The organism is Nautilia sp., assembly GCF_053994455.1.
On record NZ_JBMYAU010000100.1, the window covers coordinates 1 to 17,498 of the forward strand.

The window sequence follows — 17,498 nt, forward strand, 5'->3', positions numbered from 1 at the left end:
CATCATTTCTTGCTCCTAATTTTTCTAATAATTCGACGCTGTGTCCTCTCATATACTCTTTTTCTTTCGTTTTTTTCTCCCAGATTTTAACCGCCTCAACCATTCCGTCGATTACGGCTTCGACTCTCGGGGCACACCCCGGAATCCACACGTCAACCGGAATTATATTATCCACCCCGTTTTCCACGTGGTAAAAATCCCTGAAAATTCCGCCGCCGTGTGCGCAGGCACCCATCGCCACTACAACTTTGGGCTCCGGCATTTCAAGATAAAGCCTTCTTAATACGTCACGGCATCTTTTCGTAACGGGACCGGTTACAAGCAGAATATCCGACTGCTTGGGATTGCCCCTGTTTAACATTCCGAATCTCTCAATATCGTATTTCGGTGCAAGGGCGGCTAATATTTCTATATCGCACCCGTTACATCCGCCCGTGTTGTAATGCAAAATCCAAGGCGATTTTTTTCTGAATTTACTGAATATTCCCATAATTACCTCCATAAAGCCAAAAAGATTATATTAAGAGCCGAAATCGGTATAAGCACAAACCAGCTGAATTTAACCATTCTTCTGAAATCAAGCCTTGCCGTGGCGTTGTCAAGCGCATTAACAAAAATAAAAACAATCAATACCAGCAGCGCCCCGAGCCAGTAATGGCTTCCGCCGAATAAAAACACAAAGAAAAACACATATACATATTCAATCCATTTACCGGTATATACCGCCTCATAAAAAGGACCGCTGTATTCTATTTCCGGACCTCCTATTATTTCCTGATGCGCTTCGGCTACGTCAAAAGGCGATTTGTGAAGCATCATAGGTATTGCGAGCACAAAAGCTATAAACACCACGGGCAGTTGTAATAAAGGGATTCCCTCATAATTTAATATATCTTTTAAATTAAAACTTCCCACCACTTCATAAAACGCAACCACCATTAACACCATTAAAGGCTCGTAACTAATCATATGCATAAGCTCCCTCATAGCCCCTATTACGCTGTAAGGGCTCCTTACGCTAAACGCCCCGATAGTTAACGCAAGCACAGCGATTACGTGAAAAAACACGGCAACCAGTAAATCATTACCCAAAAACAGAACCAAAAGCGCAAACCAGCAGGCGATAAAATACATTATTCCCATAACCGCATGCATGGAGTGCACCATTAAAGGCCTTTTGTCCATCAATTTGAAAAAATCGTAAAACGGCTGCATCAAAGGAGGCCCCACCCTGCTTTGCATTCTGGCCTTTACAATTCTCTCGACCCCGTAAACGAACCCTCCGATAACCGGAGCGAAAAGAGTTAAAAGTAACATAAACGTTTCAAACTTCATAACAAACCTCCTCCGAGAACTAACACCATTACAAACAAAGCAATACTAAACGCAATAAGATAATTCTCATATTTTGAAATACATACGAAATTATATGTTTCAATGTGTCTCGGGAACGCCTCCCCGCAGTTATACGGCATGGCCGTGTCAACTTTTTTGAAATGAACAAAAAACGGCAGAGCGTGAATAAGCAAAAGAATTATAAGCGCACCCATAATCTGCCAGAAATAAAGCGTCGAACTGTTAATTACAAGTGAGAGATTATCCGCATGAATATTCACAGATGCCGAGCTTAATTCATGCGCAATCGGAACTATCTGATTTGCTATAAACGGCGCGATAAACACTGTTAATATGAGCAGCCATACATAATACCAGATCGAAACAAAATTAAACCTGATAGGCAGCGGCAGGAGTTTTACTTTTTCAATACCGTGCGACTTTCTAACACTTATACCGAGCACTTTCATATAAAGAACGCTTAAAAACGCACTTCCGGCACCAACATATAAAATTACAAGCACATAGCTTCCGTGGGATAAAAATCCGCTTGCCTCTTCTATCATAATCCATTTACCTATAAACGTACCGAAAGGCACAAACGTCATATTTAAAAATCCGAAAAAAATAAACATAAGCGTAAGAGGCGCCCTTTCAATAAGCCTTCTCATCTCTTTTATGTATTTAACATGAAATACTTTTTCCAAAACCCCGGCTTCGATAAACAAAAACCCTTTTGCAAACGCATGAAACAAAATAAGAAGAAGACTTGCCGTAATAGCAATCGGCGTTCCTACAACTGCCGCAAGCATCATAAGCCCAAGCAGTGAAATAGTTGAATACGCAAGTATTTTTTTGAAATTATCCTGTGTAAGCGCAATAACCGCAGCCGCAACAAAAACAAACCCAGTCGTAATAATTAAAAGTTTTGCTAAAAGAGTTCCTTTTATGACAGGTGAAATCCTAAGAAGCAGATAAGGCGCGATTTTTACCATTGTAGCCGAATGTAAAATAGCACTTACCGGCGTAGGCGCAACCATGGCACCCAAAAGCCACTTGTGAAACGGCATCTGGGCGCCTTTTACCAAAGCGCTTAAAGACAGAAATCCCAAAGCAGCAAGTGAAACCATTTTAGGATTAGCATTTAAAAGATCCGTAAAATGATACATTCCGCTTGTTTTTATAAACGTAAGCAGTGCAAAAAGTATCGCAACCCCTCCTATCTGGTTCATCCATAAAGCTAAAACGGCATTATTTACAGCTTCTTTATCCATTCTGAATCTGATAAGCACATACGATGCAAGTGTAGTCGTTTCGAAAAGTGCAAAAAACCATTCGATATTATTTACACTGACGGCAAAATTCATAACACCCAAAAACCAGATTAAAACAGCAACAAAACTGTGTTTTCCTTTCTCGTCGTATTCCATGTATTTTGTGGCAAAAATAGCAATGGGAACACCTACCACGGCAACTATCATATACATAAACGCGGTAAGTTTGTCTACATATATATTCTCAGTGGTTGAATGTTCAATCATTAAAACGACAATAACAAGCAGTGCCAACTGCAATACCGCCAGGGCGGATACAAGCATACTTTTGTTTTTAACACCCTGATACAGAAAATATCCCAAAAGTCCGAAATCATACACCGTTATAAGATAATTCACCCACGCAGGCGTATCCATCAGGTACGGCAGATTTCCGCTTGAATACACCATCCATGCAAAAAACCCGAGTACAGGCAGCATTGCAAATGTCAAAACATTGGTGATAAAATCGTTTTTCGCCAGATAGATCACCAGTGCCGCAATCCAGGGCAGCACGATGCTCATTGTAATAAAAAGATCCATATTAACCTCCACAATAAAATTGAGATAATATAATGATAACAAAATGAATATTCATTTATGGATATATAAATTAAACTTATATTAAAAGTGTAGAAAAAAGTTACATTTTAAAAAATCAATCTATTTTTCTTTCATATCTTTTTATCATCGTGGGATTACCCTGCACTCCCCCCTGGTGTATATACAGTATATCTTTTAATTCGTAATAAAGCACGGTATCCCACCCAACAGGATCATAAAGCAGATCAAATTCCACCCCGGAATTTTTCAAATCATTCCATAACCCGTACAAATTTAAATAAAGTTTACCGAAATGGTATTTTTTGCGGGGTTTAAGAACGGTGGGTATTTTACCGCCGCCGAGCCATTTAAACTGTTTTTTAAGATAATTTTCATCCCCGACACAAGGAACTGTTAAAACCTCGACATTTACATGCTTTGACAAAAAATAAGCCGTGGTTCCGGTGCCGCTCGGAAGAAATATTTTCAGATTGTGTTTAAGTGCATATTCATTCACTTCTTTCGCCAATATTTTTATCCCTTCCTCGCTCTCTTTGATTCTTCCGCCTTCTTCAATAATCAACGTTTCTTTGTCTTTTAGGGATTTGACGAATTTAATAAGTCTTTCGCCTTTTAACTGGGTTTCTATGATATGGGCACCGTTTTGCAACGCTTTAAGATAATTGCCCTGGGGATTTTTTTTTAAAATCTTGGGTATATGATTGGTATAGTAAACAAACTCCCATTTTTTAATTCTGCAAAGCACGCTTAAACTCATCATTGCATTGGACTGGTTCGAACCGAATGACACAACCCTTTTTATACCGGGAAAATCGTTTTTTAAAAAATAGTAAAATTTTCTCGCCTTGTTGCCGTTAAATACAGGATCTAACAAATCGTCTCTTTTTACGTGATAGAAATTGTTTTTGAAGAAAAAGGGGGTAATCGGAGAATTTTTTATTCTCCAAAATTTTTTAATCATTAAACCGCTCTTAAATCTTTATAAGCTTCAATCACTCTGTTTTTCATGGATTTTTCACCCTCTCTTAGCCATTTTCTCGGGTCGTAATATTTTTTGTTAGGTTTATCTTCACCTTCGGGATTTCCGATTTGAGACTGAAGATAATCTTTGAATTTTTCAATATAGCCTTTAACACCGCTCCAGAAAGCCCACTGAGTATCGGTGTCGATATTCATTTTTACAACGCCGTAGTCAATAGCTTCATGAATTTTGCTAAGCTCACTTCCGCTTCCGCCGTGGAATACGAATCTTATAGGTTTGTCAACATTTAAATCAAACTCTTTTTTTACATATTCCTGAGAGTTTTTAAGAATTACGGGCTCAAGTTTAACGTGTCCCGGTTTATAAACACCGTGAACGTTTCCGAAACTTGCGGCAATTGTAAACAGATCGCTTACCTCACTGAGTTCTTTATAAGCATAAGCGACATCTTCGGGCTGGGTGTAAAGTTTTGAATTTTCAATTCCGGTATTGTCCACACCGTCTTCTTCACCGCCCGTTACTCCGAGCTCGATTTCAAGCATAATATCAAGCGCGCTTAATTTTTTAAGGTACTCTTTACAAGTCTGAACGTTTTGTTCTAAAGGCTCTTCGCTTAAATCAAGCATATGTGAGCTGAACAGAGGTTTACCGTATTTTTCTTTGTGTTTTGCGTTCGCCTCTATAAGTCCGTCAATCCATGGAAGAAGTTTTCTTGCTGCGTGATCCGTATGTAAGATTACAGGTATGCCGTAAGCCTCCGCTAATGTATGGATATGTTTGGCTCCCGCAACCGCACCGAGCATCGCCGCTTTTTGCCCGTCGTTATCAAGACCTTTTCCGGCCCAAAAATGCGCCCCGCCGTTACTGAACTGGATAATAATCGGCATATTTACTTCTTTTGCCGCCTCCATTACAGCATTTACGGAATTTGTTCCCACTACGTTTATTGCGGGAAGGGCAAAACCGCTTTCCTTACAGTAATCAAGAACTTTTGCAGCTTCGCTTCCGCTTAACACCCCCGGTTTTACAAAACTAAAATCCATTGCCTTCTCCTTTATTTAATTTTGATTTTAACGTCGGAAGAATCTTTAAGCTTTTGAATTTCTTTTTGCAGTTTTTCTCTTTTCAGATATTCTATAATTTGTAGTTTCACCTGATTTAAAGGCATATAATTTTTTTCGTTTTTAGCTTCAACCAAAATAACATGGTATCCGAATCTCGTTTTAACAGGTTTGAGGGTAAGCTCACCCGGTTTCATTTTATTTACGGCTTCCGCAAAAGGCTGTACCATCTGTTTAGGATCAAACCATCCGAGCTCTCCGCCGTTTACTTTCGTAGGTCCGGTTGAATATTTTTTAGCAAGTTCGGCAAATTTCTTTTCAAGGGCTTTGCCTTTTAATCCTTTAAGTTCGTTGATTAATTTTTCCGCTGTTTTTTCGTCTTTTACAACTATATGTCTCGCTTTAACCTTTGGTGTCGTTTTGAAATAAATGTCTTTGTTGGCTTCATAAAACTTTTTAACTTCCGCGTCCGAAATTTTCATATTGTTAAGTTTCTGTTTGAGCCAGTAATCAACTGCCATTTTTTTGACAAGGGCCTGAAACTGAGGAGTCTTTTCAACCTCTTTGGCTTTTTTGTATAAAACCATCGTATCGACGTACTGTTTTACAAACTGTCCAACGTGCTGAGCCGGAAGATCCTGAAGTCTTATCCTGTTATCCGCCGTCATTCCCTGTAAAAAGTTGTTTATGTCTTTTACAGTCACTTTTTTGCCGTCAATCGTAGCAACCACGGTATTATCCGTAAGGCCTTTCATTGGTTTTCCCGTCATTGCGGCATTGCCGCCCATACTTCCCTGCATTCCCGGAAAAGCGAACGCAGCCGCCGTAATTAATCCGCCTAATATTATTTTTCTCATAAACTCTCCTTATTTTTTATTAATTGTATTTGTTTAACGTTAATTATATCTTAATTAAGCCATATTGTGTATGACATTTTGAACGTCGTCAAGCTCTTCAAGCACTTCTATGAGTCTTTCCACCTTTTCGGCCGTTTCATCATCCACATCGCTTTCGTTTGTCGCAACCAGCTGAACGTTGCTTTCTATTATTTCAATTCCGTCAATACTGTTTACCGCTTCCAATACGCTATTAAAATCCTCGGGCGCCGTTTCGATAACCAGAACTTCTTCCAATTCTTTAATATCTTCCGCACCGGCTTCGATAGCCGTTTCCATAACCTCATCGTCTTTTTCGCTTCTGTTTACCACTATAACGCCTTTTTTTTCAAACATCCACGCAACACTTCCGCTGGTTCCGAGACTGCCGCCCGCTTTTTTGAATGCGTGTCTGATTTCCGCCACGGTTCTGTTTTTATTGTCGGTCAGGCATTCAACCATAATAGCAACACCGCCGGGACCGTAACCCTCATAACTGACCTCGCTTAAAGTTACGCCGTCAAGATTGCCGGTGGCTTTGTCAATCGCCCTTTGAATATTCTGCATTGGCATCGAGTCCGCCTTGGCCCTCTCAACCGCAAGCCTTAAAGCCGCGTTCGTCTCGGGATTGCCGCCTCCCTGTCTTGCAGCCGTCATAATGGCTCTTACGTGTCTCGTAAAAATCTTGCTTTTTTTAGCGTCCTCTTTCGCTTTTATATGTTTAACTTTAGACCATTTATTATGTCCAGCCATAATTCTCCTTTGCTAAAATATTCGTTATTATACTAAAAAAACCCGATGAGTAGATAAGTTGAGAGGCCGTGTAATACACAGAGGGCGGTTTTTAATATTTTTTTTATTGAAAACCTGAATAAAACTTACTTTTTATTTTTTTTAATGGTAATAGGCACACCCTGTGCGCCGGCATAGAAAACTATTATTTCCGCCGGTTTATCGCTTTCATTTTTTCCGTAGTGCCACTTATTCACTACTTCAACGATTGAGTCGCCCGCTTTTAAATGTAATGTTTTATTGTCATCCGTAACAACGGTCAACTCCCCTTTTAACAATACACCAGCGTTTATTACGGGATGTTTATGTATAGGCAACCGGCACTTGGGAGGAATGGTGATTCTTAAAATCGTAATTTCCGGTTTCCCTTTTGGGTAATGCGGCAGAGCTTCTCCGTCCCAGCTCATACCGGTTTTAGTTAAAACAACCACTTTTACCTTATTTAAATCCCCGGCACAGACATGAGTTATTAACGACAATGACAAACATATTCCGCAAACTAATTTTTTCATCCTTTTTCCTTTGATAAATATAAGTGTCTCACTTAAATCATTCTAACACAAAGAACATATTTTGTCAAAAAACCGGTTTATTTTTTCTATATGTTATAATTTTAAAAACTGCAAAGGTGTTTAATGGTTTTAAGAACCCCCGAAGAGCTTAAAGAGATTAAAAAACGTTTTTTAGAACACTACAAAGGAAGCCAAACGGAATTAAACTACAAAAACGACTACGAACTTTTAATAGCCATTATTTTAAGCGCCCAGTGCACCGATAAAAGGGTAAACATAATCACACCCGAACTTTTTAAAAAATATCCGGATATAAAATCCCTCGCGTGTGCAGATTTAAACGATGTAAAAAACATTATAAAATCCTGTTCTTTTTTTAACAACAAAGCGAAAAACATAGTCGAAATGGCAAAAATAGTAAGAGACAAATTCAACTGTAAAATCCCTCGCAGCCACAAAGAACTTATAAAACTGCCGGGAGTCGGAAACAAAACCGCAAACGTCTTTTTGATAGAGCTCAACGGAGAAAACAGAATGGCGGTGGACACACACGTCTTCAGGGTCGTACACAGATTGGGAATAACCGATGCAAAAACGGTGAAACAGACGGAAAAAGATTTGATCAAAGCCTTTAAAACCGACCTAAACGAGCTTCATCAGGGATTTGTACTTTTCGGAAGATATATATGTACGGCAAAAAACCCGAAATGCGAAAAATGTTTCGTAACCGATTTTTGCGTTTCTAAAGAAAGTTTTAAAGCAAGATAACTATTTTTCAAACACCAAAATCCATTTTTCAATCTCTCCGCTGCCGTACAAAGAAACGGGTATTTTGTTAATAAATTTCATACCTGTAAATTTGCAGATTTTTTCCACACTGTGATAATACTGTACTATATTCGCCTGAAATTTCTTATAACATTCGTTTTCTTTCTCGAAAAGAGTTATTTCGGTTGTCAACACGTCGTCTTCAAAATCGGAATATAAAACGCCGAATCTGTTTTCGTCCTCCGCTTTGAGAGTGCCTATTGCCAAATCGTTCATTGCAAAATAGCTGTTTGCATCGAAAATAAAATATTTTTTAGTAACTTTTTCCACACATCCAAAAAATTTTTTAAGCTCTTTGTCGTTCATGTAATTGATTACGTCAAAAATTGCTACACAGGCGTCAAATGTTTCATCCATATCACAGACATCCTTAACCGCACAGTCGCATTTATACGCCGCCCTTTTAACCTGTGTGCTGCTTAAATCTATTCCTTTAACCTTTAAACCGCTCGATTTTGCCAGTTCGCAAAAATCACCGCTTCCGCAGCCTATGTCAAGAACGTTTTCAACACCTAAATTCAGCAAAATGGCTATAAATTTACTCCACAAAATATTAGCGGCTTCCTTGTCCAAAAAAAGATCTTCTATTTTTCCGTAAAGTTCAAGCCCCATGCGCAGCCTTTATTTTTTCAAGAATACCCGTAATTTCATATTTTTTTTCTATAAAGGAATTTTTATTGGCTATTACCCTGGCACTCGAATACATTATAACCTCTTTTTCCTCAAGTCCGTTTTCTTTAAGCGTGTTGCCCGTTTCCACTATATCCACAATAACGTCGCTAAGTCCCACAAGAGGGGCGAGTTCGATTGAGCCGTTTAGTTTGATTATACTGGCCGGAATACCTTTTTTTGAAAAATATTTTTTGGCTATGTTTTGCAGTTTGCTTGCAACCTTTATTTCCGTTTTGTTTTTATAGCTCTCATCCCCCCTGATTCCCGCAACGCTTACCCGGCATTTACCGAGCCCTAAATCCATAAGTTCCAAAACATCGCTTTCAAGCTCATCCAGCACGTCAAACCCTACAACCCCCATATCCGCGGCCTGGTTTTCGACATAAACGGCAACATCCCAGTTTCTGACGTTTAAAAATGTAAAACCCGCTTTTTTCAAAATAAGCTTTCTGTTTTCAAACTCAAATTCCTCATTAAATATTTTTTTAAAAATAGACAGTACTTCTTCGGCAATTCTTCCTTTAGGCAAAGCTATCGTTAAACTCATTTTTTCTCCATTTCACTTATCGTTATTAACATCCCCCTAAACACCAAATCCTCAATATATTCGGAATTTTCAAACATTTTAGAAATCACCTCTCCGTCACCGCCCGTAAAAAACACCCTACCGTTTTTCGCCACTTTTTCTATCACACATTTTACGGCCCCGATACTTCCGTAATTCAAGGCCTCCCGAGTGGAGTTCGGTAAAGTTTCCTTTATAATTAAGGGCTCAAATTTTAAAACTTCTGAAATTGTACCAAAAGCTTTTTTAAAAGCATAAATCCCGGGCATTATTACACCGCCTTTATGACGTCCGTTTTCCATAACGTCGATGGTGATAGCGCTGCCGGCGTCCACAACCACGCCGTCTTTTACACTTTTACAGGCCATTATTCTGTCTATACCCAATCCTTCGTAAGATGTATTAAACCTGACATATTTTTTTAAATTAACGGCATACGGGTTTTTTTTTAAAAATTCCCCTTCTTTTTTTTTATTTACGCTTATGTAATACACATCTTTGTTAAAAAATTCAACGTCCGAAATATGTCTTATCACACCCTCCTGCCATACGTGAATATTAGTATTTCCTATATCCACCAGAGTCATATTATTTTCCACTCCTTCATTTTATCTTTCGCTTTTGAGCAGATAGGCCCGTTTAAAATTAAAATTTTCTTTTTATAACCGAAATTAATCTTGTCCGGTATTAAGGATTTTAACATTTCCGTATCCTTAAGAGAAAACCTACTTTTTTTGTATATTTCTATTATCAGGCAGTATTCGTTTTTCAGGTTGATTCCCACATAAACCTTCAGCTTTTTTCTTGTTTTCGGTTTAAGATTTTCCAGTTTTTTACAGATAATATTCTGTTTTCTCAGTTTTTCAACAAGCTCTTTCAAAATTTTCCTTATTCATATTTTTACCATGGCGCAATCGCACTCCAAAATTTGGCAAACCAGTTCTGCTCCGTATAACGTTTCACGTCCCCTTCGGTTTTGTAAGCTATTTTCGCATCCGAAATATATTTCGAATCGATGGTGTTGTCGGAAGAGATGTCCTGAGGTCTTATAACCCCGCTTATCTGGATTATCTGTTTCTGACCGTCCACGTATATTTCCCTCGTACCGGATATAAAATAATTGCCGTTTTTCAAAACCTTCACTATTCTCGCACTTACAGTGGTCTGAAAACTCTCGTTTCTCTGCTGCGTGCCGCTTCCCTGGAACGTTCTCGAAGAGTTCATAGAAGGAAGGTTGACACTGAATCCCGTTTTAGCAACACTCAGATTTTTTCCGGCAACGCTTACCCCTCCGCTTATTCCGGCGTCAAAAAGGCCTCCTGCGTCGGTATTAGCCTCACTTAATTTTTTACTTGCCTGCGTTGACTGTTTAACCTCTTCGGTTATAACGACCGTTACGATATCGTTAACCTTCATAGCTTTCGTATCGGAAAAAAGATTGTCCCCGTTCGTAAAAAGAGAGCCGGGATTGTTTTGCGGAATTTCATTATCAAGACTCGGCATCTGTTCCACATATTTAGGAGGCTTCATATTTATAGAGGGATCCATAGGATGTGTAGCGCATCCGCTTATAATAAACGCCGCCATCGAGGTTAAAACAATATACGTTTTCTTCATAAAAAGCCTTTTTTTAAAAAAGAGCAAAAATTATTCCGTTTTACCTTTTAAAGATAAAACCGCTTTTTTAATATCTTTTTGTCTCATAAAATACTCGCCTACCAAATATGCGTCAACCCCGTTTTCGGCAAGCCTTTTTACGGTTTCAAAATCGTTAATACCGCTTTCCGCAACGATTATCGCACCTTCGGGAAGCAGAGGCATAAGTTTCTTGCTTAAATCCATATCCATTTCAAACGTTTCAAGATTCCTGTGGTTGAAACCTATTATCTCCGCACCAGTTTCAAGCGCTTTTTCCAAATCTTCCTCGTCGTGAATTTCAAAAAGCACTTCTAATCCGGTGTTTTTTGCAAAAACGTATAATCTTTTCAGCTCTTTTACATCCATAGCCTTTGCAATAAGCAGTATAAAATCGGCTCCGGCCGCATACGCCTCGGCTATCTGGAATTCGTCGATGATAAAATCCTTTCTTAAAAGAGGCACCGGGGAAAACCTGCTAATTTCCATTAAATATTCCAGACTCCCCTGAAAAAAATGAGGCTCCGTTAAAATACTCATAGCATCGGCCGCTTCAGCATACTCCTTAGCAATTTCAACCGGATTGAAATCTTCCCTGATAACCCCTTTAGAGGGACTTGCCTTTTTAACTTCCGCTATTATTCTGTAAGGATTATCCGGTGTGGCTTTCAGCGCTTTTTTTACATCCCTAAACTCCCTATTTAAAGAGAGCAGTTTTTTAAAATCACTGTCGTATTTTCTTTTCTCCAAATCTTTTTTTGTTCTGTTTATGATTTTTTCGAGTATCATCCGAATCCTTTTTGCTTTTTAGACATTTCAAAATCATCTTTTTATGTTTTAAAATTTCACTATCTTTTAAAGTGAGGTTTTTTATTATTTCCCACGCTTCTTTGCATTTATTGAGTTTATAATACCCCCATGCCAGAGAATCGATGTATTCTTCGTTGTCAGGTTTCAATTCGACGGCTTTTTGTACGTATTTAAGCCCCTTTTTAACGTCGATACCGTAATTAATCATCAAATAACCGGCAAAGTTATACAAATATGCGTCCGGGTAAAACCTTAATAAATATTCAAGTTTCGGTATAAGTTTTTCGGCCGTTTTTTTAGAGGGTTCAGCTTCGTATTCGTATGAACAGTATTTTAACAAATACCTCAGATTGGAAGTGTCCTCATACAGTTTGTACGCATAAAACGCCGCCTTTTTAAAATCTTTTTTCGTTTCGTAAACTATAAGCATGTATTCGTCTCCGAGATTGTTTTTATCTATAAGTCCGAGTGCTTTTGCGTATTCTCCGTTATCGAGATAAATTCTAAAAGCAAACATAAGATATTTCTGATCAAACCTTCCCATTTTTTCATAAATGTTCGCAAGGTTGTCATAATCGTATGTCTGTTTGTATATTATAGCAAGCCTCAGACACACGTCGTACTCACATCCGTACATATCGAGATGTGTCCTTAAATATGCCAGGGCTTCGTTGTATTTTTTTATTTTAATGAGTAAATCGACAAGCTGAAGAAGCGTGTTTTTGTCGTGGTTTAACGCATAAAGGGATTTCAGATAATCGGCCGCTTTTTTTAAATTGTTCTCTTTAAGGTAAATATACGACATCATTCTGTAAAAAAACTCGTCTTTTTTATTAAGTTTCGTCAACAACTCTTTTTTCGCCTCGTTCGGTTTTTTGAGTTCCAAAAGGGCGAGTATTTTATACATAAAAATTTTTTTATCAAAACCGTGTTTTAAAAACACGTCGCTCAGTTTTACAACTTCTTCATACTTTTTCATATAAAACAGTTCTTCAACCGTTTTTTCATAATATACCGGTTTTTTCGTTTTTTCGTATAAAAACTTATACATATCAACAGCCGCACTCAGATTGTTTTCATTTTCATACATCAACGCTTTTATAATGTACTCATCTTCGTTCGGAATCACTTTTTCACCGATTTTAGGGCTTTTGACACTACATCCGGTTACCATTAAAAGCAATAAAACCAAAATCAGAATTTTTCGGTTACTCATTTTCCATTTTCCGTTACAATAATTCCCGGACACTCTTTTTTCAGTTCGTCGATTCTGTTTTTATAATAGTCCCAAAAAGGAAAACTCCTGCACTGAGCCGGTCTTACCGGATATATTTCACACCCGTTTTTAAAAAAAACACAGGCGTATCCGTTTTTGTAAGGTTTTTCCTTTAAAGAATATCTGTACCCGACCTTTATTAAAAACGTTTTTTTAAAAATTTCTTCACTGATATTTAAAAATTCGGAAATGTTTTTAATCTCCCGAGATGTAACCCAGATATAGCCGCTTTCTCCTATGCAGCAGTTCCCCTCGCACTCGTTACATGCATCCGCATCAAATTTATAAGGAAAATTTTCTTTTTCAATAATTCTCAATTTTCAATTCTCCATTTTCAATTATATTTTCACGCTTTTAGTAGCCGCTTTTTTATAAATTTCCGCAGCTTCTTTCGAATAGTTTTCGCCCTCAAACCCTATTAAAGGCGGATGTATGTTTATCATAGATTTCGCATGTCTTTTAGCCCTGATCATTACAAGCGTCGCTTTTTTCGAAATTTTAGGATACATAAACCTTATATCCGTTATTTTCAAAGGTTTAGGCATTTTTGAAATTATATCATCAATTCTTTTGGCATCATAACAAAATATAAACTCGCCTCTTTCTTTTAAAATCCTGTTAACTTTGTCAAAAAATTTTTCCATAGGAAGGTATTCCTCATATCTCGCCATTTTCAAAATTTCATTTTCACTTTTTAAACTTCCCTGATAAAAAGGCGGATTCGATATTATAAAATCAAATCTTTTTTCAAATTCGTATTTTAAAAAATCGCCGTTTACCGCTTCCGCACTTAAAGCGTTTTTATTAATGTTTTTCAGAATGAATTCATACATCACCTTCTGCTTTTCTATAACGGTCAAATTTACCGCCGGAAAATCCCTTTTTATCAGAAGTCCCAAAACACCGCATCCTCCGCCGACTTCCAAAACATCGCCTTTTATATTGAAACGCGTTATGAAATCATACAAAAACATAGTGTCGGAATTGTAACAATAACCGTTTTTCGGCTGGTATAGCACCATCAGTCGGTAAGTCCTAATTCATCCAAAACGGGTTTAATGTCTTCCTGATAGTATTTCATAAGAAGACTCGGAATCAAAGCCATCGCTTTTTCGTCGTTTCTCCATTCTTCAATCTTTTCCAAAATAACACCTTTTTTCTTTTCGTCTATATGTTTTGCTTTTTTTATTTTATTTTTTATTTTATCAATCATAACAATCCCTTTTTTTTAGTAAAATTATAACTAAAAAGGTGGATTTTATGATTATAATACCGGCACGTTTGTCATCAAGCAGACTTCCTAACAAAGTTCTTGCCGAAATAAAAGGCAAACCGATGATAATATGGTGTGCCGAAGTCGCTAAAAAAGTCGATGACGTATGTATCGCCACGGATTCCGAAGAAGTTATAAAAGTGTGTAAAAAATACGGTTTTGAAGCAGTTATGACAAATGACAGACACCAAAGCGGAAGCGACAGAATAAAAGAGGCTGCCGACATTCTCGGATTAACGGATAAAGACAGTGTTATAAATATGCAAGGCGACGAACCGTTTTTGGAACCGGAAATATTAAGCTCCGTTAAAAACAAACTTCAAGACATCAAAAACAGAAGTTTCGCAATGGTAAGCTGCTATAAGGAAATCGACGAAATACACGCAAGTGACCCTAACCTCGTAAAAGTAATTATGGACAAAAACGAGGACGCCATCTATTTTTCGAGAAGCAAAATCCCGTATAACCGTGACGACGTTCCCCACCAGTATTACGGACACATAGGAATTTACGGATTTACAAAAAAAAGCCTTGATGAATTTGTAACCATGAAAGGTACGCTTGAACATATAGAAAAACTCGAACAGCTAAGGGTTATAGAAAACGGCAAAAAAATAGCCATGATTAAAGTTAAAACGAAAAGTTTCGGAATAGATACGAAAGACGATCTTGAAAAGGCAAGAATTTATGCAAAAAATCGCAGTTAGTATAGGTGATTTGAACGGAGTGGGAATCGAAATAGCCCTAAAAAGCCATGAAAAAATAAAACAGTGGGTCGAGCCTTTATACTGTATAAACAAAACAATGCTAAAAAAAGCGGCAAAACTTTTAAATTATGAAATTCCGGACGATTTTAAAATTATAGAAGTGGAAGGGAATTTTGACATAAAGCCCGGAAAAATTGACGATAAAAGCGGAAAATATTCGTATGACAGTTTTATAACCGCAATAAATTTAGCCAAAACAAAAAAAGCAGACGCAATAACAACGCTGCCCATAAACAAGGAAAGCTGGGCTAAAGCCGGAATCAAATACAAAGGCCACACTGAAGTGTTAAGGGATGTTTTTAAAAAAGACGCCATTATGATGCTCGGATGTGAGGATATGTACGTTGCCCTTTTTACGGAGCATATACCGCTAAAAAATGTGGCCGAAAGGGTAAAAAAAGACAATTTAATAAAATTTTTTATAGATTTTTACAATTCGACAAATTTTCATAAAGTAGGAGTCCTCGGACTGAATCCTCACGCCGGTGACGGCGGGGTATTGGGAGATGAAGAAATTAAAGAGATCTTGCCTGCAATAAAAGAAGCCAATAAAATAATTAACAAAGACTTCTACTACGGCCCTCTTGTTCCCGATACAGCTTTTTCTTCGGGCAAAGGAAGATATATTGCGATGTATCATGATCAGGGACTCGCGCCTCTTAAAGCGCTATACTTTGACGAAAGCATTAACGTCAGCCTTAATTTGCCTATTTTAAGAACGTCCGTAGATCACGGTACGGCTTTTGACATTGCATATAAAGGCAAAGCAAAGACCAAAAGTTATGAAAATGCGATAAAATATATCCTAAATCATAAAAAGTTGACTTAAGTCAATTTTTTAATTTCTCTTCTTCGGTATACTTAAACAAAAAAAAGGATTAACATGCAAAGATTAATCAGATTTCAGCATGAAAGTTTCATTAAATTTATCTATGGGGCGGTAATGGTAAAAGAACAGGCCGCAAAAAAACTGCTTGAAGATATTGCTATGTTCAAATACCGCCATATGGTATGGGCTATGGCCGATGCGGTTAAAGCGGACATAAAATTCGATATGGATTTTAAAATAAACGAAATAAAAAAAATAGAACAGCAAAGCGAAGAGGATCTTTTAGAGGTATTAATCAATGACTTGGAAGAAAATCTCAGAAGTTACGAAGAAATCAAAACCCCTTCAACAGGAAGATTCAAAAACGACGACGAATATTTCTTAAATCAGCTTAAAAAACTCGACTTAGAAGGAAGTATTAAAGCGTTTAATCAGTCAAAAGAGTTACCGGGCGTTGAGCTTGAAGAAAACGCAAAAGCGGCGCTTGTATTTTTCTTAATGGAAGAAACGTTTAAAGAGTATGAACTTATTACCATTTACAGTTACCTGAAAGTTCATTCGAACGAAGTTGATGCAAATTCCGCCTTTACGGATCTTGCATACGATTCGATTTATCATTTGAGAAGATTTGCCGAACTTGCCGCTCAGATGGGTGTTTTAACACTTCCTCGCCCTATTCCGCACGACAAATACGAAAATATCGGGATTGTGGAATTTTTAAAAGAAAACATCGAAGAAGAAATGGACGCCGAAAAACAGTGTCTGATTTTAGCCGAAAAAATAGGAAACGAAGAGCTCAGCAACTTCTTACTCTTCATCTCAAGACAGGAAGTATATCACGCGGAACTTCTCCAAAGAGCGCTTGATGCGGTAAAAAAATAATTTTTACCGCTACTTTTTCACCACTTCGTCACCCGCTTTCCACGGCGGTGAAACAATTGATAAAAACTCAAGCCCGTTTTTAGAGCTTTTGACATAAAAACTTACCTGAGGGGCGATGTATATACTCATTTTTTCTTTCAGTTTTATTTTTTTACCCTCTATAAACATAACACCGCCGCCTTTGATAACATAAAGCACCTGGTTTGAACTTTTCAGATAATGAGGCTTTGTGGTCGAATTCGGTTTGAGCACCGCATAAGCCACACTGAAGCCCGGGTTTACAGGATCGTTTTTTTCGTTTATAAGCTCATGAACGGTAAATCCGCCTCCCGCTTTAATACTATAGGTGTTTTCAAAGTTTTTTACGAGATAATTGGGCGTTGCAAACAGTAAACACGCCAAAAAGAGAATTGTTTTTTTCATACAAACCCCTTTTACCGAAAGTTTTATATATTATAACTCCGAAAATTTAATTTAAGCTTAACAACGGTTAAAAGTAAAAAGGGGAAAAAGAAGTGTTAGGCGTT

At 37.7% G+C, this 17,498-nt stretch carries 23 protein-coding genes; 4 read left to right on the forward strand and 19 right to left on the reverse strand.

All coding sequences use genetic code 11. The features are described from left to right. The 8 genes from ACXJIE_RS07330 to ACXJIE_RS07365 all read right to left on the reverse strand — a co-directional run. On the reverse strand, positions 1 to 490 hold a 490-nt coding region (locus tag ACXJIE_RS07330), incomplete at its 3' end, for an NADH-quinone oxidoreductase subunit B family protein (protein ID WP_456480316.1). Positions 491 to 492: 2 nt separating this feature from the next. Beyond that, positions 493 to 1,335, reverse strand: a complete 843-nt coding sequence (locus ACXJIE_RS07335; RefSeq protein WP_456480317.1) for a respiratory chain complex I subunit 1 family protein — start codon at positions 1,333 to 1,335, stop codon at positions 493 to 495. Beyond that, on the reverse strand, positions 1,332 to 3,191 hold the full coding sequence (locus ACXJIE_RS07340; protein WP_456480318.1) for a proton-conducting transporter transmembrane domain-containing protein: 1,860 nt from the start codon (positions 3,189 to 3,191) through the stop codon (positions 1,332 to 1,334). Before ACXJIE_RS07340 ends, ACXJIE_RS07335 begins: the two co-directional genes overlap by 4 nt. Before the next feature lie 115 nt (positions 3,192 to 3,306). Beyond that, complete coding sequence (locus tag ACXJIE_RS07345; RefSeq protein WP_456480319.1) at positions 3,307 to 4,173, reverse strand: 1-aminocyclopropane-1-carboxylate deaminase/D-cysteine desulfhydrase; 867 nt, start codon at positions 4,171 to 4,173, stop codon at positions 3,307 to 3,309. Next, positions 4,173 to 5,237 carry a class II fructose-bisphosphate aldolase gene (fbaA, locus tag ACXJIE_RS07350; protein WP_456480320.1) on the reverse strand — a complete coding sequence of 355 codons (1,065 nt, stop codon included), beginning with the start codon at positions 5,235 to 5,237 and terminating at the stop codon, positions 4,173 to 4,175. Before fbaA ends, ACXJIE_RS07345 begins: the two co-directional genes overlap by 1 nt. 11 nt (positions 5,238 to 5,248) lie before the next feature. Continuing rightward, positions 5,249 to 6,112, reverse strand: coding sequence for a peptidylprolyl isomerase (locus tag ACXJIE_RS07355; protein WP_456480321.1), 864 nt, complete (start codon positions 6,110 to 6,112; stop codon positions 5,249 to 5,251). Between the two features lie 54 nt (positions 6,113 to 6,166). Then, positions 6,167 to 6,883 (reverse strand): YebC/PmpR family DNA-binding transcriptional regulator, encoded by a 717-nt coding sequence (locus ACXJIE_RS07360; protein ID WP_456480322.1) that lies wholly within the window; start codon positions 6,881 to 6,883, stop codon positions 6,167 to 6,169. A gap of 125 nt (positions 6,884 to 7,008) precedes the next feature. Next, complete coding sequence (locus tag ACXJIE_RS07365; protein ID WP_456480323.1) at positions 7,009 to 7,434, reverse strand: cupin domain-containing protein; 426 nt, start codon at positions 7,432 to 7,434, stop codon at positions 7,009 to 7,011. 123 nt (positions 7,435 to 7,557) lie between these two features. Between ACXJIE_RS07365 and nth the strand changes: the two genes are divergently transcribed. Beyond that, positions 7,558 to 8,202 carry an endonuclease III gene (nth, locus tag ACXJIE_RS07370; protein ID WP_456480324.1) on the forward strand — a complete coding sequence of 215 codons (645 nt, stop codon included), beginning with the start codon at positions 7,558 to 7,560 and terminating at the stop codon, positions 8,200 to 8,202. On the opposite strand, the gene ACXJIE_RS07375 is transcribed toward nth, so the two are convergent. From ACXJIE_RS07375 to ACXJIE_RS07420, 10 genes are read right to left on the reverse strand one after another with little or no spacing between them, the layout of a single operon-like run. Further along, positions 8,203 to 8,874 carry a class I SAM-dependent methyltransferase gene (locus ACXJIE_RS07375; RefSeq protein ID WP_456480325.1) on the reverse strand — a complete coding sequence of 224 codons (672 nt, stop codon included), beginning with the start codon at positions 8,872 to 8,874 and terminating at the stop codon, positions 8,203 to 8,205. Beyond that, on the reverse strand, positions 8,864 to 9,481 hold the full coding sequence (gene hisG, locus ACXJIE_RS07380) for an ATP phosphoribosyltransferase (RefSeq protein WP_456480326.1): 618 nt from the start codon (positions 9,479 to 9,481) through the stop codon (positions 8,864 to 8,866). Before hisG ends, ACXJIE_RS07375 begins: the two co-directional genes overlap by 11 nt. After that, complete coding sequence (locus ACXJIE_RS07385; RefSeq protein WP_456480327.1) at positions 9,478 to 10,086, reverse strand: type III pantothenate kinase; 609 nt, start codon at positions 10,084 to 10,086, stop codon at positions 9,478 to 9,480. The genes hisG and ACXJIE_RS07385 overlap by 4 nt, the downstream gene beginning before the upstream one ends. Beyond that, a complete protein-coding gene (locus ACXJIE_RS07390) occupies positions 10,083 to 10,379 on the reverse strand; it encodes a hypothetical protein (RefSeq protein ID WP_456480328.1) in 297 nt (98 codons plus the stop codon). Before ACXJIE_RS07390 ends, ACXJIE_RS07385 begins: the two co-directional genes overlap by 4 nt. A gap of 20 nt (positions 10,380 to 10,399) precedes the next feature. Next, positions 10,400 to 11,116, reverse strand: coding sequence for a flagellar basal body L-ring protein FlgH (locus tag ACXJIE_RS07395; protein ID WP_456480329.1), 717 nt, complete (start codon positions 11,114 to 11,116; stop codon positions 10,400 to 10,402). Between the two features lie 30 nt (positions 11,117 to 11,146). Further along, positions 11,147 to 11,923: an indole-3-glycerol phosphate synthase TrpC gene (gene trpC, locus ACXJIE_RS07400; protein ID WP_456480330.1), complete on the reverse strand. Its 777-nt coding sequence runs from the start codon at positions 11,921 to 11,923 to the stop codon at positions 11,147 to 11,149. Next, positions 11,859 to 13,160 carry a tetratricopeptide repeat protein gene (locus ACXJIE_RS07405; RefSeq protein ID WP_456480331.1) on the reverse strand — a complete coding sequence of 434 codons (1,302 nt, stop codon included), beginning with the start codon at positions 13,158 to 13,160 and terminating at the stop codon, positions 11,859 to 11,861. The genes trpC and ACXJIE_RS07405 overlap by 65 nt, the downstream gene beginning before the upstream one ends. Continuing rightward, the gene (locus ACXJIE_RS07410) at positions 13,157 to 13,537 is read right to left on the reverse strand and encodes a YkgJ family cysteine cluster protein (protein ID WP_456480332.1); all 381 of its coding nucleotides are present in this window, start codon (positions 13,535 to 13,537) and stop codon (positions 13,157 to 13,159) included. Before ACXJIE_RS07410 ends, ACXJIE_RS07405 begins: the two co-directional genes overlap by 4 nt. A gap of 21 nt (positions 13,538 to 13,558) precedes the next feature. Next, entirely contained in the window at positions 13,559 to 14,242 is a 684-nt protein-coding gene (locus ACXJIE_RS07415) for a tRNA1(Val) (adenine(37)-N6)-methyltransferase (protein WP_456480333.1), read from the reverse strand. Further along, a complete protein-coding gene (locus ACXJIE_RS07420; RefSeq protein WP_456480334.1) occupies positions 14,242 to 14,433 on the reverse strand; it encodes a hypothetical protein in 192 nt (63 codons plus the stop codon). Before ACXJIE_RS07420 ends, ACXJIE_RS07415 begins: the two co-directional genes overlap by 1 nt. 47 nt (positions 14,434 to 14,480) lie before the next feature. Between ACXJIE_RS07420 and kdsB the strand changes: the two genes are divergently transcribed. From kdsB to ACXJIE_RS07435, 3 genes are read left to right on the forward strand one after another with little or no spacing between them, the layout of a single operon-like run. Next, on the forward strand, positions 14,481 to 15,200 hold the full coding sequence (kdsB, locus tag ACXJIE_RS07425; protein ID WP_456480335.1) for a 3-deoxy-manno-octulosonate cytidylyltransferase: 720 nt from the start codon (positions 14,481 to 14,483) through the stop codon (positions 15,198 to 15,200). Continuing rightward, on the forward strand, positions 15,181 to 16,089 hold the full coding sequence (gene pdxA, locus ACXJIE_RS07430; RefSeq protein ID WP_456480336.1) for a 4-hydroxythreonine-4-phosphate dehydrogenase: 909 nt from the start codon (positions 15,181 to 15,183) through the stop codon (positions 16,087 to 16,089). The genes kdsB and pdxA overlap by 20 nt, the downstream gene beginning before the upstream one ends. Positions 16,090 to 16,143: 54 nt before the next feature. Next, the gene (locus tag ACXJIE_RS07435) at positions 16,144 to 16,971 is read left to right on the forward strand and encodes a 4-hydroxythreonine-4-phosphate dehydrogenase (protein ID WP_456480337.1); all 828 of its coding nucleotides are present in this window, start codon (positions 16,144 to 16,146) and stop codon (positions 16,969 to 16,971) included. A gap of 9 nt (positions 16,972 to 16,980) precedes the next feature. Here ACXJIE_RS07435 and ACXJIE_RS07440 read toward each other — a convergent pair whose 3' ends face one another. Then, entirely contained in the window at positions 16,981 to 17,394 is a 414-nt protein-coding gene (locus tag ACXJIE_RS07440; protein WP_456480338.1) for a cupin domain-containing protein, read from the reverse strand. Positions 17,395 to 17,498: the final 104 nt, after the last annotated feature.